Consider the following 15,357-nt stretch of genomic DNA (forward strand, 5'->3'; position numbering starts at 1 on the left):
GCCCCGGCTCGCGTTCCGCGAGCCGCACGCCATCCGTTTCACATTGAACGACGCATTCGCGCGGTACAGTACCGCGCGATGACGGCTATCGCCGCGTCGCCTTCGGCCTTGCGTCGCGGCGACGCCAGCCGGCATGCGCTTCTTGCACGGCAGGACAACCATGACTTTCGATTTCGCACTCCGTCTTTTCACCGCGTTCGCCTGCGGCGTCGCCATCGGCCTCGAACGCCAGATGCGCCAGCGCACGGCCGGCCTGCGCACCATTACGCTCGTCGCGAGCGGCGCGTGCCTGTTCGTCACGCTAGGCGTGCTGACCGGTAACGGCGTCGCGGGCGTCACGCAGATCGCCGCGTACGTCGTGTCGGGCGTCGGCTTCCTCGGCGGCGGTGTGATCATGCGCGACAAGGGTTCGATCCAGGGCATCAACACGGCCGCGACGCTGTGGTGCTCGGCTGCCGTCGGCGTGTTGTCCGGCTCCGGTCACTACGTGCCCGCGCTCGCCGGCACGGGCGTCGTGCTGCTCACCAATACGGTGCTGCGCGGCGTCAGCCAGGCCATCAACGCGACGCCCGTCTCGAATGCCGACCTCGTGCGCGAATACCAGATCACCGTGATTTGCCTCGCCGCCGACGAAGTGCACATCCGCACGCTGCTGTCGAACGCGATGTATGCGAAGCCGCTGTCGTTCCAGAGCCTCACGAGCGAGGACGTGCCCGAGCAGCCGGACCGGCTGAAGGTGACCGCGACGCTGAAGCTGCATCCGAAGGATCAGCAGAAGCTCGAGCAGATCGCGAGCCGGATGAGCATGGAGAAAAGCATTTCCAGCGTGAGCTGGACCGCAAAGGAAGCGGAGCCGATGATGGAATGAGCCGCGCGGCGGCCGCCGCATCCGGCGCCGCCGTCGCGTCAGGGCGCGTCGATGAGCCCGGCCGAGATCGCCTTGACGACCGCCTGGACCTTGTTGGTCGCGCCGAGCTTCTCGAGGATGTTGTTCACGTGGAAGTTGACCGTCCGCTCCGAGATGCTGAGGATCTGGCCGATTTCGCACGCAGTCTTGCCCTCGGCCGTCCAGCACAGTACCTCGCGCTCGCGCGCGGTCAGCGTGACGCCCGCCGCGGGCGACAACTTCGGCACCATGAAGCGGCTCATCAGCGAATGCGACAGGTTCGCGAGCCAGTTCGTCTGCAGCGTCAGCATGTTGATCTCGGCCGGCGTCAGCCGGTCGGCATGACGGGCGATGCTCAGCAGGCCGAACGCGCCGCGCGCCGCCCAACTCGACTGCGCGACGCCCACCGACAGCCCGAAATCGCGCGCGTCCTGCCACAGCGGGCAGGGCTCGATGTTGTCGACGTCGGGCCAGACGATCATGTTGGTGCTGAGCGCGCCATCGCGAACCGTTGAGTCGATCTCGATATAGTTCTGCGCCTGATAGTGCGCCATCCAGCCGTCCGGATAGGTATCGAAGATGGCGACCGCCGGCTTCGAGACAGGCAGCGGTACGCGAATGCCGTAACAGCAGTATTCGAATCCCAGCCGCTTGGAATAGGCGGCGATCCGCTGGAAGAGCTGCTGCTCGTCTTCCGCGGCGCTGAATTGTTGGTAGGCATCCTGCCAGCGCAGTTCCATTCTTTCTCCGACAACGTCACGCTGTCATACTTGTCAGGTTCCAGCACCCGTTCGAGGCTGATACATTCCGCGCATGACTTCACCCTTGCTGCACCCTGTCCCCGGCCCGTCCCCGGACGGCTACGTACGCCTGTCAGAAGGCGCACTGGCCGCACTCGTGCTCGACCATGTCGCGAGCGGCCTCGACCCCTCGCTGCTGGCCGAATTGCGCGACAACGCGATCGACGCCCGCCTCGCCGGTTATACCGAATGGCATCGCGCCGCCGGTGCCGGCGTCGCGTACGTGACGGTCGGCTGGGACTGGTACCTCGAACGCGCGACGGGCACGTTCGTGATCGCGGGCGGCGACGTCCGCAGCAACGTGATGGCCACAGACGCCAAAGGCGCCGACATCGGCATGGTCCGCACGGCAGCCGCGCTCGCCGCGCGGCTCGCCGCCATCGACTGGCCTGCCGCGGTCGCGTCGGCTCTGCTCGCGCACAACGACGCCTATCATGCCGGTCCGACGCTCCAGTGACAACCGGCCGCACATTCTTCTGACGATTCTGCGCGACTGGCGGTCTTTATAAGCAAAAGTTGCCTGGTTTTCAATCCCGGCGATCAAGAAACCGTTACCACCACGCAAATGGCGTCTTTACGCCGTCACCCTGTAAGAGTTACCAGTTACAGGCTCCTCGTGCCGCGCGCTGTAATGGATGCATACCAAAGCACAGATCCGAGGACATCCATGCAGACCTTCGTTCACGAGGAAGGGCGGTTGCCACACGAACTCGCGGCGGATCTCGGGCGCTATCGGCGCCGCGTGTTCGTCGAACAGCTCGGTTGGGCGCTCCCGTCGGCGAACGAAAGTTTCGAGCGTGACCAGTTCGATCGCGACGATACCGTCTACGTGTTCGCGCGAAACGCCGACGGCGACATGTGCGGATGCGCGCGCCTGCTGCCGACGACGCGCCCGTATCTGCTGAAGTCGCTGTTCGCCGATCTGGTCGCCGAGGACATGCCGCTACCGCAATCGGCCGCCGTCTGGGAGTTGTCCCGATTCGCGGCGACCGACGCCGAAGGCGGGCCGGGCAATGCCGAATGGGCCGTGCGCCCGATGCTCGCGGCCGTCGTCGAATGCGCGGCGCAGCTCGGCGCGCGCCAGCTGATCGGCGTGACGTTCGCGAGCATGGAGCGGCTGTTCCGTCGGATCGGCATACACGCGCACCGTGCAGGCCCGCCGAAGCAGGTGGACGGACGTCTGGTGGTCGCGTGCTGGATCGACATCGATCCGCAAACGTTTGCTGCGCTAGGAATCGAGCCGGGGCAGGCCGCCCGGCAAGCTATCGCCGCCTGAGCCGGAACGCGCGTTTCCGTCCGGGCGGCATCGTAACGAAGGAGAACCAACGTGGACCAGTCCCAGGTCTTTCGCGCGATGATGCCAGGATTGACGAGCGCCGACGGCGCCCGCATCGCGGTCGCCTACCCGTCGTTTCCCAGGCCGTTGCCGCTCGTGCGGCTCGATCGCCGCGGGCTCGTGTTTCGTGCCGCCGGCGCCGCGCCGCTCGTGTGCGGGCTGCCGCGCCCGGCCACCCTGCTGGTCGCGGACGAGCCGCTGTGCTCGCTGCGCCTCGTGATCCGCGACATCGTCGCGACCGGCGACGGCCGGCACGACCTGACGATGCAGCCGTCCGGCGCCGCCGGCGACGAATTGCTGTGGCACGCGTTGCGCGATCGCGAGCCGTACCGGCGGATCCAGCATCCGCTCGCGCCGGTCGATCTGCCCGCCGCCATCGACCGCGAACAAGCGCCGGCCGGCGAAACCGCCGCGCGCCCGTCGCGCAGCGCGGCTTTCCGCCTGCCGTGCCACAGCGACGCACTGTTCTTCGCGGACTGGCTCGAATATCACTTCGACGAATTGCGCGCGCTGTCGCAACAGCACGGGCCGCAACTGCAGCTCAATCAGCTCGAACGACAGGTTGACGATGACGAGGTCGGCGTGCGTTTCGTCTACGACATCGACGGGCATGCGACGCGGCACGCATTGACCGACTGCGCACGCGAGGCGTGTGCATGGATCGAGACGGAGATGCGCAGCAAATACGCGCTGCCCGTCGCGCAAGAGCGGTTCGGCGCATTCGCGGCGCACGCACGGGCCGCCGGCATGTGAACGAGGCCATGCTACGCGGCGGCAAGTTGTGCGGATACAACGAGCGCTTGCAAACGTTCGGGTTTTCCCTTAAATTTACGTCTGTCTCCTCCATGTCTCCAAACATGGATTCAGCCCGCTCAAGCAGCGGGCTTTTTTATTGCCGGCGTGGATTGCGGGGCCACATCATTTTCCATTCCGGCTAGCCGGCCAGGTGCACGCCAGCCGGGCGCAGCCAGTAGTGATGCACCGCAAATATCAACGCGACCGCCACGACCACTGCCAGCAGCAGATACAACCAGCCCTTCCTGGTCGACGGCAGGTCCGTCAGGGCCCCGACGTCGCCCGTCAGCGCCGCCAACGCGACCACCGCCAGCCCGGCCAGTACCAACGTCCCCTTCGCCACCCATCCGAAAGCGGCCTCCAGTCCGGCCACCCATCGCGACTGACGATATGGTCCGGCAATCGGCCGACGAAGATCGGGCTCGTCCATTCGTCACCGCCCTGCCGGCATGTGCCTATCCGCGCGTCGTACGGCAGGCACGGCGAACACACGAATTCGACTGGTTTGCGAATGAGTCGCCGCTGCGACGCGGAGTGCGCATAAGGGATCGAGAAGCGTCATGTTTTTCCTTTCGCGAGACGAGGCTCGACAATTCGACCCGTTTGCTCAGGCCGGATCGATATCGTTCGATACGGCGAGTATCGCCGGAAACACGATCCGCTCGCATCGCCCAATCCGGATCGGCCGGCTTATCATTGACCGCCCGCCACTTCCCGCCGAGGCCATCTTGCACGCCCATCTGCGTATCGCCCGCCCGGTCGCCAACCTCGCCCGCACCGAGCGCATGTATCGCGACGCCCTCGATCTGTCGGTACTGGCGCGCTTCGAAGATCACGACGGCTTTTCCGGCGTGATGCTCGGACGCGCGGGCCTCGACTATCACTTCGAGTTCACGCACTGTCCCGATCATCCGATCGCGCCGTCGCCGACGCCCGAGGATCTGATCGTGTTCTACCTGCCCGATCGTCCGGAATGGGAAGCCGCGTGCGCGCGCGCGACCGCACACGGCTTCATGCCGGTGACGTCGTTCAATCCGTATTGGGAAATATCAGGCCAGACTTTCGAGGATGCCGATGGCTATCGGATCGTGTTGCAGAACGGCACGTGGCGCTGACAGGCACACGCGCGTGAGCCGTTACGCGGCGGCGCGGCCGTCGAGGCGGACATGCCTCCGCGCCCGCCGGCCTCCAGCGACGTAGCGTCAGGCATTCGGTTTCGATTCGACGGCATGATCGCCACGCGAGATTGGTGAACAGTTGCCGCCCTTCGTTTCCATGCTCCGTGCCAAGGCCGGATTGCTTATGTCCTCCGAACGGAATGTCCACGCCTTGGGTGTGAATTTCATTCACCGATCGTTGGGACGCAGCAATCTGGCGGGCAAACGAAACCGCAGCACGGCGCACCGCGGCTCAAACGCGAAAGCAGTCGTCCACAAACATCAATCGGATGTCCCGCTCAGCGCCGAGAATGCCGGCTGATTTCTTACGCTGGGGCGCTCCTTCATCCTCGCGTACCACGCATGAAGCGCCACGTATTCGGCAGGCACCGGCAGTTTCACGATCGACGCGAAGATCAAACCGCCGATCACCGTGATGTCGGCCATCGAGAAGGCTTCCCCGGCGACAAACGGCTGTCTTTTCAAAACCTCGTCGAAGTAACGCATGCCCCTCAGGGCTTTGTCGCGTTGACGGAATCCCCACTCGGGGTTCTGATAGGTTTCGACGTCCGGCCCCAGCCCCGGCGTGCCGTGGTGGAAATAGACGCTGATGGCGTCGAGCAGCTCCAGCTCGGCGCGCTTGCTCATCATGTGGATCAAGCCCTGTTCGAGCGGTGTCCTGCCGGTGAGCGTGGGCGCGCCATCGAGCGCGTCCAGGTATTGGGTAATGGCCGTGCATTCGGCAATGAGCGTCCCGTCGTCGAGTTCGAGCACCGGCAGCGTGCCCGAGTAGTTCTTCTGCGCAATGAATTCCGGCCTTTTGTGCTCCCCTTTATAAAGGTCGACCATCGCAAACTCGACACGCGATTGAAGGTTCTTCTCGGCCACGGCGATGCGCACGCGTGTCGGATAGGGTCCCGTCGGAAAATCGTGGATCTTCATCAAGGGAAGCTTGGTTGCATCGAAATCGAGGATGTCGGAACTCATCGTTAAGCCTCTACAGTGCGGTTGCGTCGGAATAGACGGTGTCGGAGCCTGCGGTGTTACTACCCTACCTGCCACATGGTAGGTTTACTGTAGAAGGTATAATCGCCCCCGTCAACACTCCTTTTTTGAATTGCGAGGCCGTAGCAGTGAAGAACGAGACAAGCTCAAACTCCAAGGAGAACATCCTGGCGGCCGCCACAAAGGTCGCGCAGGCGCATGGCTACGGCGGGCTGAATTTTCGCGATCTCGCGGACGTCGTCGGCATCAAGGCTGCCAGCGTCTACCATCACTTCCCGAGCAAGGCCGATCTGGGCGCGGCGGTCGCGAGGCGCTATTGGGAGGATTCGGCCGCTACGCTGGAAGCACTGTTGGCCGAATCCTCGGATCCGCTCCAGTGTCTTCGCCAGTATCCCGACACGTTCCGCAAGGCGCTCGAGAACGGTAACCGCATGTGCCTCTGCAGTTTCATGGCCGCCGAAAGCGACGACCTGCCGGCGGCGGTGATGAAAGAGGTCCAGGCGTTTGCCGATGTCAATGTCGCGTGGCTGAGTAAAGTGCTGTCCGCGGCGGCAGTGGGTAGCGCCGAAGCGTGCGAACAACGGGCTCGCGCCATCTTCGCCGCCGTTGCCGGCGCTCAGCTCATTGCCAGAAGCCGTTCGGATATCGCGCTATACGACACCTTGATAGAGACTTACCGCGTGGCAGGTCTCCTGCCGGCATAGGGGCGTGCGTGCGCGACGTAATCGCCCGCAAAACCGACGAATGCACGACCGGGCTCTTCGTCGCGTGGGGGACCCGGCCTTCCATTGGTATCGGAACGTTGACAACGACGTTGTCCATTGTCCAACCGCGTTAATCGTGCCGCGCGAAATGAGTCGGCAAGCGCTGCGCGGCGATGGGCGACGTCGGTGCTCCAGCAATCGGCGAGTATTTCAGGGCCTCGGCCGACAGCAGGAGATGTAGCCGGGAAAGGCCGCAATGCGGACACCGGTCCGGGGCAATCAGCAGGAGAGCATCAAGCGACACGAGGGCTGATCGCCAACGAGCCCCCAGGAGGGAGGCCCAAATCACAAGACCTTTTTATTGGTTCCGCGCGATCGTGAGACGAGAGGATCACAGCATGTTCGCACCACGAAAGACGACTTCCGGTCGCCTTCGGGCGTAGCCCGGGAAAGCCGTCAAGGCCAAGTGCTGGCCCGAGGTCAGCTTGCTTGCAGTGCGCGCGCAAATCTCATCGGAAATGGCGTAGCTTTTCGAAAAAGCTACGCCAGAACGCCAAGTTTCCCGATGTTCGGAAGTGTCGATACGATTTGCGATCAACCTGACTTTCGGTCAAAACCCTTTACCAGAAAGCCTCTCCAGGACAAATCGCTTGCCAGACGAGCGTCCCGAAGACTCCCGAATTTCCATCACTCGTTTTCTTCGAAGTAGTGTCCGAACTTCGCCTGCTTCGTGCGGATATAACGCTCGTTTTCCTCGCGCACGGGCACCGCGAGCGCCACGCGTTCGCAGACGGGAATACCGTGCTTCACGAGCGTATCGAACTTCTTCGGATTGTTGCTCATCAACCGCACCGACGTCACGCCGAGGATGCGCAAGATCGCAGCGGCCGAATCGTATTCGCGGGCGTCGTCGGGCAGGCCGAGATCGAGGTTCGCCTCGACGGTATCGCGCCCCTGCTCCTGCAGCGCGTACGCGCGGATCTTGTTGCTCAGGCCGATGCCGCGGCCTTCATGGCCGCGCAGATACAGCAGCACGCCGCGGTCTTCGGCCGCGATGTAACGCAACGCGAGATCGAGTTGCTCGCCGCAATCGCAGCGGTACGAACCGAACACGTCACCGGTCAGGCATTCGGAATGCAGCCGGGTCAGCACCGACTGCTCGCCGGCCACGTCGCCCATCACGAGCGCGAGATGTTCGGCATCGCTGCCCGAGACGCGAAATGCGTACGACGTGAACGTACCGTAGCGCGTGGGCAGCGACGCCGTGGCGACGAGCGTCACGCACTCGTCGGCCTGGCCATTGCCCGGCAGGGGCGATTGGGGACGCGAAGACATCATGAATTCAATCGAAACGTTCAGGAATGTAGGAGTTGTGTGGATGGCGCGTGACGGGAGTTTACCGCTAATCTGGAAACGTCACGCGACTGCCGCCGCCCGCCCGGCTATACTGGGCTCATCGGGTGACGCGCATCACGCCCCGCCTGCCCTGCATCGACCTGCACACGGAGAAAGCGAATGAGCACGACTGTCGCGCAGATTCTCAAGGCCAAGCCGGATTCGGGCCGTACCATCTACACCGTCACGAAGAGCGACCTCGTCTACGACGCCATCAAGCTGATGGCGGAAAAGGGTATCGGCGCGCTGCTCGTCCTGGACGGCGACGACATCGCAGGCATCGTCACCGAGCGCGACTACGCGCGCAAGGTCGTGCTGCAGGACCGCTCGTCGAAAGCCACCCGCGTCGAGGAAATCATGACGGCGAAGGTGCGCTACGTCGAACCGTCGCAATCCACCGACGAGTGCATGGCGCTGATGACCCAGCACCGGATGCGCCACCTGCCCGTGCTCGACGGCGGCAAGCTGGTCGGCCTCATCTCGATCGGCGACCTCGTGAAGAGCGTGATAGCCGATCAGCAGTTCACGATCAGCCAGCTCGAACACTATATCCACGGCACGCCCACCGTCACGTCCGCCTGATCCACCCAGCAAAAAAGGCCCAAACGCGTCAGCGTCTGGGCGGAAAGCCGCCGACATGCGGCGACGGAGGTTCTGCTCCTGCGGGCGAACGACGCGCGCGACTGGCGCGCGTCTCGTCGATTCGGCGGTGCGCCCGGGCAGACCCGCGGGATGCTCGATCAGTTACCGAAGTAGACCGAATTCACGGGATTCGGCGCTTCCCGCGTCACGCGGCGGCCGGTTTGCACGGCCCCCGTTGTCACGGCACCGTAACCGCTCGTGTCGGCGTGCGCGAGCATCGGCTGGTTCGGCTGAACCCGTTGTTCGGCCGCCTGGATGTCGCTCGGATATTGCGAATCGCTCGCCAGCGGCTTGTAGCCGTTCTGCTCGAGTTGCACGAGTTCGGCCTTGACCTCAGCGCGGGTCAACCCCTGTTCGGACTGCGCGAACGATGCAATCGGAGCGGCAAGGACGGATGCGGCGATGGCTGCGTAGATGATCGACTTCATGATTTACCTCCGGAATATGTTCTCTTTTGGCGTCGCCTCGGCAGGACTGTCTGAAGCGATTGAATTCAGTGTAGTGCGCGCGCCCCCAGGGGGAAACCCTTAGTTTGAACATACAGCGTTGCATTTCTGGAAAAAATCGCCCACTGTTTCCGGACAGGGTCGTTGCAACTTGCTTCATCTCCACAACAATCGCTGACGAAAGGCCGACAGCCGGATCACATGGCCGGAAGGTTGTGTTGTAGAATCGTAAGGTTTCCTTCGCCAGTCGATATTCCATCCACCATGTACGCGCTCACGCCCCTTTTGGTTTCGCCGTCCGGCTTGGCCGGCGTGCGCGTGCGCGCCGGCCAGCCGGCGCATCCCCTCGTTCGACGCACGGCCCAGGCACCGCTCGCCCCTGCCCGGCGCCTGATCTGACCGCTCGGTCTCCACCCGGAGCCAGGTTAGACAGGCTCCGGGCGATCCTCATAGGCACGCCACGCCTGCCCTCTGCCGATCATTTGGAGAACCACCATGAAACAACGCCTTTACCAGTTGACCGAACTCGACGTCGCTCGCCTCGAAAAGCATGCCGAGCACAATCCGCGCTTTCAGGCGATGCTCGACACGCTGCTGGAGCGCGCCGATATCGTCCGGCCCGACGCCATCAAGGCGAACGTCGTCACGATGAACTCGCAAATCACGCTGCTCGACGAAGCAACCCAGGAACAGGCCACCTGGACGATCGTTTATCCGGACGCCGCCAATCTCGAACTCGGTCGCCTGAACGTCTTCTCGCCCGTCGGCATGGCGCTGCTGGGCACGCAACGCGGCCAGATGGTCAAGGTGATGCAACCGAGCGGCGCCGAAAAGCTGATGAAGGTTGCCGCGATCGTGTTCCAGCCGGAAGCCAACGGCGAATACACGCGTTGAGCCCTCGGCGACCAGCGCCGCGCCACACGGGCGCAGCACGAAAAAAGCGAGGCACAGGCCTCGCTTTTTTGTATCCGGACGGTCCGGGTTGCCGTCATCGCGTTTCGCAGACGAAAAAAGGCGCCCGAAGGCGCCTTTTCGATGCTGCGAAGCGGGTTACCCCGCCCGTCACGCTTAGAAGCGGTGACGCAGACCAACCGTTGCTGCGGTTTGGTTGATCGACGAGCTCGGCAGGTTGTTGGCGAAGGTGTCGCCGTTGTAGATCGACGCGCCGATGCCGTTCTTCGCTGCACGCTGGTACACAGCTTGTGCGTAGACGTCCGTGCGCTTCGACAGTGCGTAGTCAGCTTGCAGACCGAACTGGTTCCAGTGCGTGCTGCCGTTGTTGATCTTCGCGTTCGTGTACGTGTAAGCAGCACCCAGGCCGAGAGCCGGCGTCAGGTTGTACTTTGCGTTGACTTCGTAGTTGTCGGTGCGCAGCGTGCCTGCAGCAACTGCGTTGTTGTCGAGACGCGCTTGCGTCCATGCAGCGCCGACTTGCGCCGGGCCGAATGCGTACGCAGCAGCAGCACCGTACGTACGGACGCGGCCTTGGCTAGCGATGCCACCGATTGCCGACGACGTCGCGCCGTTTGCGTTCGTACCGTCACCCAGGTTTGCTTGCGAGTATGCTGCACCCAGCTTCAGGCCTTGGAACTGGTACGACAGACCGCCGCTGTATGCACGGTTGTTGCCGAAGTTCGTGCTGTTCGAGAACGAGTACGTGCCGCCGAATTGCAGACCAGCGTAGTTAGCGCTCGTGTACTTGATCGTGTTGTTCTGCGCGACGTCGCCGTTCGTGCTCAGGCGGTCGAGGTTCAGCGGGTGCGCGAAGTACGTGCCGCCCCACGAGCCCGTTGCCGTCAGCGGCGCCAGGTAGTCTTGCGTTGCGTCATACTGCTTACCCAGCGTGACCGTGCCGTACTGGCTCGACAGGCCAACGAAAGCCTGGCGGTTGAACATGCCGCCGTTGCCGTTTGCGAAGCGGCCGTTACCGATGTTGAAGCCGCTTTCCAACGTGAAGATTGCCTTCAGGCCGCCACCCAGGTCTTCCGAGCCACGCAGGCCGAAACGGCTCTGGTCAATGCCCGAACCCATTGCCCAACGCGACTTGCCAGCTTGGCCGAGTGCCGGCTGGACGTTGCTCGTGTAGGTGATGCCTGCGTCCAGCACGCCGTACAGCGTGACGCTGCTTTGCGCGTGAGCGACGGTAGCGAACGATGCTGCAGCTGCTGCAACGATCAGAGTCTTGTTCATTCGTGGAGCTCCCTTCTAAAAAGAGGCAGGTCTCGCGACCTTGTTCATAAACGGTCTTCAACCGCCCGGGAGCGCCATCGATCCTGCTGGCGGCGCCCGGATAGTTGCCCGTTTGGGAACCGTGAGTTTAGGGGTGTACCCTAGGGGAGCGATCCGCAAATAAAGAAATAAGCTTTTCCAGAACTAGAAATAATGAAAGTGGGGCCGCGTCATAAGTATTTGTTTTAACGTTTGTTTTTGACCTCTTGACGCCGGTTTTTTGGACGCTTTCATCGCACCATTCTTTCATGTCATCGGCTTGACGGTTGCATAGAAACAACAAACGGATTCGGTTCGGCACATCAAAAACGGTAATTGTTACCTCTTACAATCTCAAATATTGGCCTTTCCGCCTCTAAAACGTCCCCTCGGTACCCTAAACAGGGGTCGATACCTGTGCCACGGCGAGATTCCGTCAGGCGTTGGAAAGGAAACAGCGGCTCGACCTGCCGTGACACGCGGTAACAGCCTTAACCGGCCCCGTAACGCGGCGGGCAGACCGGCAGGCTAATGTAAGGCAGCCCCGCATACAGAACAGGAACCGCCATGAATCGACGCTCGTTGCTGCGCGCCATCGGATTGACCGCCGCCTTCGTCGGCACCGGCTGGCTGCGCGCCGCCTCGGCCCAGCCTTCCCCGCCCGTGTATCGGCCCTCGGGCCCGAATCGTGTACCCGGCGGGCCGCCCTATGCAGACCGGCCGCGCTTCGCGCCGCCGGCGGCACGCCACGACCGTCGCCCGCCCCCGCCACGGCCGCATGGCTATATATGGACGGACGGCTATTGGCGCTGGCAGCGCGGCCGCTATATATGGGTACCCGGTCGCTGGGTCGCGCGACGCCCCGGGCGCCGCTGGGTACCCGGCTACTGGCGCCGTCAAGGGTCGGTGTGGGTCTACGTCGACGGCTCGTGGCGGTGAGCAGCGGCCCGGCTCCGGCCGACGAAGAGCCGGCGCCGAGCCGCGCGCGAGAACCGACGCGGTCCACGCCACGAAATCGTGCGTTACGGCAGCCGCGCTGCAGTCGACATATCGTCGGTCGCCATTCCGGCGGCATCGTTCCGATAACGAAGTCACAAGATGTGGCGATGCGAATGCGTCCGGGACGCTTCAACCCATCGAGATCGTCTACTGCACACCGCCGGTCAACGAACCGATGCGCGCATCGTCCGCAGCGCGGCCGACGGCGATCTCGTCTACCTGCACGTGCATGCGACCGAGCATCCGGGCGATCGCGGCGAAGCGGTGGTCGACATCTTCCGCGTGAAGGACGGCAAGATCGTCGAACACTGGGACGTGATTCAGCCGGTACCCGAAACGTCCGCGAACCGGAACACGATGTTCTGATGCACGAGGCCGGACGCGATCGGCCGCCCCCTATGCCGGCCGAATCGACGCTGCTTCGCGAGCTCCGATGGCAATCGGTTCGCCCGTTCGGTAGCGACGCTCGCGCCGCCCCGTGCGATCGAGACGTGCATTTGCATTTGCTTTCGCAGCGAAGCACGTCCGTCGCGCCGGGCCTCGGGCGATCGGCGCGCGAACTGGCGCCGTCACGCGACGCCGAGCGCCAGCACCTGCTCGGTGGTCAGCACGTCGCCGAACGTGTCCGACAATGCGGCCAGCGTCGCACGATGGAGGTCGCGGTGCGCCACCGTGCCGCCGTCCGCGACGTCGAGATCGCGCGTCGCACAGGCATCGTCGACGACGATCACCGCATAGCCGAGCGGCACCGCATCGCGTGCCGCGCCGGCCACGCACGCATGCGTCATCAGGCCGGTGACGATCAGCGTGTCGATGCCGGCCGCCTTCAGCCGCGCATCGAGGTCCGTCGTCGGGAAGACGCTCACCGACGTTTTCTTCACGACCGTGTGAGCGGGCGCCGGCTGCAGGTCCGCATGAAAGCGGAAGCCGTCGCTGCCGTCGGCGAAGATCGGGCTGTCTGCCGACCCGACGTGCTGGACGTGGAACACCGGAATACCGGCGCGGTCGGCGAACGCGATCACGCGCCGTGCATTGCCCAGCGCACGCGGCCCGTCCGGAATCGGCAGACGGCCGCTGAAGTATTCGTTCTGGAAATCGATCACCAGCAGCGCGGTGCGCGCGGCGGCGATCGACGTCGGCGCGCTCGCACCGGCCAGGGTACGGATGGTCGGATGTTGCATGGGATGTCCTCTCGGTCGACACATTGGCGGAACGGCGCGCCGGCCTTGCGGCGTCGCCGGACGCGGCCCGGAACCTCCCCGGCCGCGACGCGCCAGTGTCGGGCCGCGCGGCGTGTCGCGACAGCGGCGCGCGGGACAACGTCCGACAGAATCGGGCCAACGTGCGCGAGCGCCGCCTACGACAGCACGGCCGTTCGTGCGCCCGGCCGCGTACGGCCGTAAGCGACCATCATCGCGAAGCTGAGCAGGAAACCCGCGCCGCCGATCATCAGCAGGCCGATTTCGCCGAATACGGGCAGCAGGTTCGTCAGCGCGCCCGTCACGACCCACGCGACCGCCATCACCGAGCCCGCGACGCCGAGCGCCCAGCCCTGCCGATCGTCGCTGACGGCATCGGAAAACGCGGTATACATCGTTGTGTACGCAACCATGTCGAAACAGCCGACGACCATCGCGAGCACCCACAGCACCGGTTCGTGCGGAAACAACGCGGACAGGATCTGGCCAAGGCCGGCCACCAGCAGGCCCGTCTTCGCGATGTCGATCACGCCCCACACGCGCAGCATCAGCCGCACGACGCACACCAGGCCGAACACGAAGCAGATGCCGATCACGCCGCTGAACAGCCCGAGCCGCGCGCTCGTATAGCCGAATTTCGCCTGCAACAGCAGCATGATGGTCTGCAGATAAAGCCCGTAGCCGACCTGCATCAGGAAGAACACCACCGACAGGAACGCGACGTTGCGCTGGCGCGCGGCCTCCCGAATGATCCGCAACGGCAGCAGCGGATCGATGCGCGTATCGCCGCGCGGCGCGGCGCAATCGCGATACGACGCCCAGGTCCAGCACGCGCAGATCAGCGACAGCGCCGCGACCAGCACGAACGGCGTGCCGTAGTCGAACAGCGGCGAGATCGTCCGGTCGGACGCGACGCCGCCGAGCACCGGGCCGACGATCACGCCCGCGCTGAACGCGAGCGACATGATGCTCATGTCGAACGCCTTCGTATCGGGCGTGCCGAGATCGGCGACGGCCGCCTGCGCGATGCCCTGGCACCCGGCCATCAGGCCGGTGAGCCCGCGGCCGGCGAGCAGCAGCGCGACGCTGCCCTGCCACGCACCGGCCGCCATCGTCGCGTAGCCGATCGCGAGGCCCAGCAAGCACAGCAGCAGGATCCGACGGCGGCCGTAGCGATCGGACAGCTCACCCATCAGCGACGAGCCGAAGAACATGCACAGCGGGTAGATCCCGTAGCCGAGACCGAGATAGAAATTGCGCGCGTGTGCACTGGCGCCGGCCGGCAGGATGCCCGCGTGCGGATCGCTGAAGATGGCGGACATCATCGGATAAACGAGCCCGAACCCCATCGCGTCGAGCGCGATGGCGAGCAGGCAGGGGCCGAGCAGTTTGTAATCGAACCGGGACATGCGACCTTCCGGACAGAGTGGACGATCGCCCAAGCGTAATGACAGGGCGGCGGCCGCGGTAGGCCGCCACCGGCGATGCTAAGCATCGGTTCGCGCGATACCCCGCATGCGGCCCGCGCCGACGGGCATGCCGGTCCCGCCGCCGGCGCTCGCGGCCGACATCGATCCCGGCACGCCGGGCGACTCGACGCACGGCGGCCCGCCCTGAACCAAGTCGGCGCGCGACCATGCACGGCGCGCCGACGGGCACGAACACGTTGGATGGGAACCCGAACGATCTCGCGAACGGCACGTACCACGCGGGTACGACGGGCGACCCGCTCGCACACGTCAGCCACGTGACGACGAACGTCGCGACGCGGGTAGGCGACATCCT

General features: G+C 64.3%; 18 protein-coding genes and 1 pseudogene. 10 read left to right on the forward strand and 9 right to left on the reverse strand.

Features of this window, described 5'->3' with window-relative positions:
• Positions 1-160: 160 nt before the first annotated feature.
• Entirely contained in the window at positions 161-868 is a 708-nt protein-coding gene (locus tag WS54_RS08535) for an MgtC/SapB family protein (RefSeq protein WP_027780999.1), read from the forward strand.
• 38 nt (positions 869-906) lie between these two features.
• On the opposite strand, the gene WS54_RS08540 is transcribed toward WS54_RS08535, so the two are convergent.
• Entirely contained in the window at positions 907-1,626 is a 720-nt protein-coding gene (locus WS54_RS08540; RefSeq protein ID WP_034204539.1) for an autoinducer binding domain-containing protein, read from the reverse strand.
• A gap of 73 nt (positions 1,627-1,699) precedes the next feature.
• On the opposite strand from WS54_RS08540, the gene WS54_RS08545 reads away from it, so the two are divergent.
• The 3 genes from WS54_RS08545 to WS54_RS08555 all read left to right on the forward strand — a co-directional run bounded on the left by WS54_RS08545 (position 1,700) and on the right by WS54_RS08555 (position 3,775).
• Positions 1,700-2,143, forward strand: coding sequence for a DUF4902 domain-containing protein (locus WS54_RS08545; RefSeq protein ID WP_059782995.1), 444 nt, complete (start codon positions 1,700-1,702; stop codon positions 2,141-2,143).
• Between the two features lie 210 nt (positions 2,144-2,353).
• Complete coding sequence (locus WS54_RS08550; protein WP_034204537.1) at positions 2,354-2,962, forward strand: acyl-homoserine-lactone synthase; 609 nt, start codon at positions 2,354-2,356, stop codon at positions 2,960-2,962.
• A 51-nt stretch (positions 2,963-3,013) separates the two neighbouring features.
• A complete protein-coding gene (locus tag WS54_RS08555; RefSeq protein ID WP_179949031.1) occupies positions 3,014-3,775 on the forward strand; it encodes a hypothetical protein in 762 nt (253 codons plus the stop codon).
• Between the two features lie 181 nt (positions 3,776-3,956).
• Here WS54_RS08555 and WS54_RS08560 read toward each other — a convergent pair whose 3' ends face one another.
• Complete coding sequence (locus tag WS54_RS08560) at positions 3,957-4,247, reverse strand: hypothetical protein (RefSeq protein ID WP_059782991.1); 291 nt, start codon at positions 4,245-4,247, stop codon at positions 3,957-3,959.
• Positions 4,248-4,545: 298 nt separating this feature from the next.
• Here WS54_RS08560 and WS54_RS08570 point away from each other — a divergent pair, with 298 nt between their 5' ends.
• The gene (locus WS54_RS08570) at positions 4,546-4,932 is read left to right on the forward strand and encodes a VOC family protein (RefSeq protein WP_059782989.1); all 387 of its coding nucleotides are present in this window, start codon (positions 4,546-4,548) and stop codon (positions 4,930-4,932) included.
• Here the strand turns inward: WS54_RS08570 and WS54_RS08575 are convergent.
• Complete coding sequence (locus WS54_RS08575) at positions 4,847-5,221, reverse strand: aldehyde dehydrogenase family protein (RefSeq protein WP_082725130.1); 375 nt, start codon at positions 5,219-5,221, stop codon at positions 4,847-4,849. The two genes, WS54_RS08570 and WS54_RS08575, sit on opposite strands and share 86 nt — an antisense overlap.
• Before the next feature lie 35 nt (positions 5,222-5,256).
• Positions 5,257-5,961 (reverse strand): glutathione S-transferase, encoded by a 705-nt coding sequence (locus WS54_RS08580; protein WP_034204534.1) that lies wholly within the window; start codon positions 5,959-5,961, stop codon positions 5,257-5,259.
• Positions 5,962-6,107: 146 nt separating this feature from the next.
• On the opposite strand from WS54_RS08580, the gene WS54_RS08585 reads away from it, so the two are divergent.
• A complete protein-coding gene (locus WS54_RS08585; protein ID WP_059782987.1) occupies positions 6,108-6,683 on the forward strand; it encodes a TetR/AcrR family transcriptional regulator in 576 nt (191 codons plus the stop codon).
• A 687-nt stretch (positions 6,684-7,370) separates the two neighbouring features.
• Here WS54_RS08585 and ribA read toward each other — a convergent pair.
• The gene (ribA, locus tag WS54_RS08590; RefSeq protein ID WP_034204532.1) at positions 7,371-8,021 is read right to left on the reverse strand and encodes a GTP cyclohydrolase II; all 651 of its coding nucleotides are present in this window, start codon (positions 8,019-8,021) and stop codon (positions 7,371-7,373) included.
• A 177-nt stretch (positions 8,022-8,198) separates the two neighbouring features.
• On the opposite strand from ribA, the gene WS54_RS08595 reads away from it, so the two are divergent.
• Positions 8,199-8,660, forward strand: a complete 462-nt coding sequence (locus WS54_RS08595) for a CBS domain-containing protein (protein WP_034204531.1) — start codon at positions 8,199-8,201, stop codon at positions 8,658-8,660.
• 158 nt (positions 8,661-8,818) lie between these two features.
• On the opposite strand, the gene WS54_RS08600 is transcribed toward WS54_RS08595, so the two are convergent.
• Positions 8,819-9,148, reverse strand: coding sequence for a DUF4148 domain-containing protein (locus WS54_RS08600; RefSeq protein ID WP_059782985.1), 330 nt, complete (start codon positions 9,146-9,148; stop codon positions 8,819-8,821).
• A gap of 513 nt (positions 9,149-9,661) precedes the next feature.
• Here WS54_RS08600 and WS54_RS08605 point away from each other — a divergent pair.
• The gene (locus WS54_RS08605; protein WP_034204529.1) at positions 9,662-10,060 is read left to right on the forward strand and encodes a GreA/GreB family elongation factor; all 399 of its coding nucleotides are present in this window, start codon (positions 9,662-9,664) and stop codon (positions 10,058-10,060) included.
• A 174-nt stretch (positions 10,061-10,234) separates the two neighbouring features.
• Here WS54_RS08605 and WS54_RS08610 read toward each other — a convergent pair whose 3' ends face one another.
• Positions 10,235-11,356: a porin gene (locus WS54_RS08610; RefSeq protein WP_034204528.1), complete on the reverse strand. Its 1,122-nt coding sequence runs from the start codon at positions 11,354-11,356 to the stop codon at positions 10,235-10,237.
• 585 nt (positions 11,357-11,941) lie between these two features.
• On the opposite strand from WS54_RS08610, the gene WS54_RS08620 reads away from it, so the two are divergent.
• On the forward strand, positions 11,942-12,313 hold the full coding sequence (locus WS54_RS08620; RefSeq protein ID WP_080747640.1) for a YXWGXW repeat-containing protein: 372 nt from the start codon (positions 11,942-11,944) through the stop codon (positions 12,311-12,313).
• Between the two features lie 237 nt (positions 12,314-12,550).
• A pseudogene (locus WS54_RS08625) lies at positions 12,551-12,739 on the forward strand (nuclear transport factor 2 family protein); the annotation flags it as partial.
• A 203-nt stretch (positions 12,740-12,942) separates the two neighbouring features.
• Here WS54_RS08625 and WS54_RS08630 read toward each other — a convergent pair.
• Both WS54_RS08630 and WS54_RS08635 read right to left on the reverse strand, forming a co-directional pair.
• Entirely contained in the window at positions 12,943-13,554 is a 612-nt protein-coding gene (locus WS54_RS08630) for a cysteine hydrolase family protein (RefSeq protein WP_059782983.1), read from the reverse strand.
• 176 nt (positions 13,555-13,730) lie between these two features.
• Positions 13,731-14,981: an MFS transporter gene (locus WS54_RS08635; protein ID WP_059782980.1), complete on the reverse strand. Its 1,251-nt coding sequence runs from the start codon at positions 14,979-14,981 to the stop codon at positions 13,731-13,733.
• Positions 14,982-15,357: the final 376 nt, after the last annotated feature.

It is taken from the genome of Burkholderia sp. NRF60-BP8 (assembly GCF_001522585.2).
GTDB lineage: Bacteria > Pseudomonadota > Gammaproteobacteria > Burkholderiales > Burkholderiaceae > Burkholderia.

What these genes read in the sequence shown, in the direction of transcription:
- WS54_RS08595 (WP_034204531.1), top strand. Translation starts at nt 8,199, where the DNA reads ATGAGCACGACTGTCGCGCAGATTCTCAAGGCCAAGCCGGATTCGGGC.
- WS54_RS08630 (WP_059782983.1), bottom strand. Translation starts at nt 13,554, where the DNA reads ATGCAACATCCGACCATCCGTACCCTGGCCGGTGCGAGCGCGCCGACG.
- WS54_RS08620 (WP_080747640.1), top strand. Translation starts at nt 11,942, where the DNA reads ATGAATCGACGCTCGTTGCTGCGCGCCATCGGATTGACCGCCGCCTTC.
- WS54_RS08600 (WP_059782985.1), bottom strand. Translation starts at nt 9,148, where the DNA reads ATGAAGTCGATCATCTACGCAGCCATCGCCGCATCCGTCCTTGCCGCT.
- WS54_RS08610 (WP_034204528.1), bottom strand. Translation starts at nt 11,356, where the DNA reads ATGAACAAGACTCTGATCGTTGCAGCAGCTGCAGCATCGTTCGCTACC.
- WS54_RS08545 (WP_059782995.1), top strand. Translation starts at nt 1,700, where the DNA reads ATGACTTCACCCTTGCTGCACCCTGTCCCCGGCCCGTCCCCGGACGGC.
- WS54_RS08605 (WP_034204529.1), top strand. Translation starts at nt 9,662, where the DNA reads ATGAAACAACGCCTTTACCAGTTGACCGAACTCGACGTCGCTCGCCTC.
- WS54_RS08535 (WP_027780999.1), top strand. Translation starts at nt 161, where the DNA reads ATGACTTTCGATTTCGCACTCCGTCTTTTCACCGCGTTCGCCTGCGGC.
- WS54_RS08540 (WP_034204539.1), bottom strand. Translation starts at nt 1,626, where the DNA reads ATGGAACTGCGCTGGCAGGATGCCTACCAACAATTCAGCGCCGCGGAA.
- WS54_RS08550 (WP_034204537.1), top strand. Translation starts at nt 2,354, where the DNA reads ATGCAGACCTTCGTTCACGAGGAAGGGCGGTTGCCACACGAACTCGCG.
- WS54_RS08580 (WP_034204534.1), bottom strand. Translation starts at nt 5,961, where the DNA reads ATGAGTTCCGACATCCTCGATTTCGATGCAACCAAGCTTCCCTTGATG.
- WS54_RS08635 (WP_059782980.1), bottom strand. Translation starts at nt 14,981, where the DNA reads ATGTCCCGGTTCGATTACAAACTGCTCGGCCCCTGCCTGCTCGCCATC.
- WS54_RS08560 (WP_059782991.1), bottom strand. Translation starts at nt 4,247, where the DNA reads ATGGACGAGCCCGATCTTCGTCGGCCGATTGCCGGACCATATCGTCAG.
- ribA (WP_034204532.1), bottom strand. Translation starts at nt 8,021, where the DNA reads ATGATGTCTTCGCGTCCCCAATCGCCCCTGCCGGGCAATGGCCAGGCC.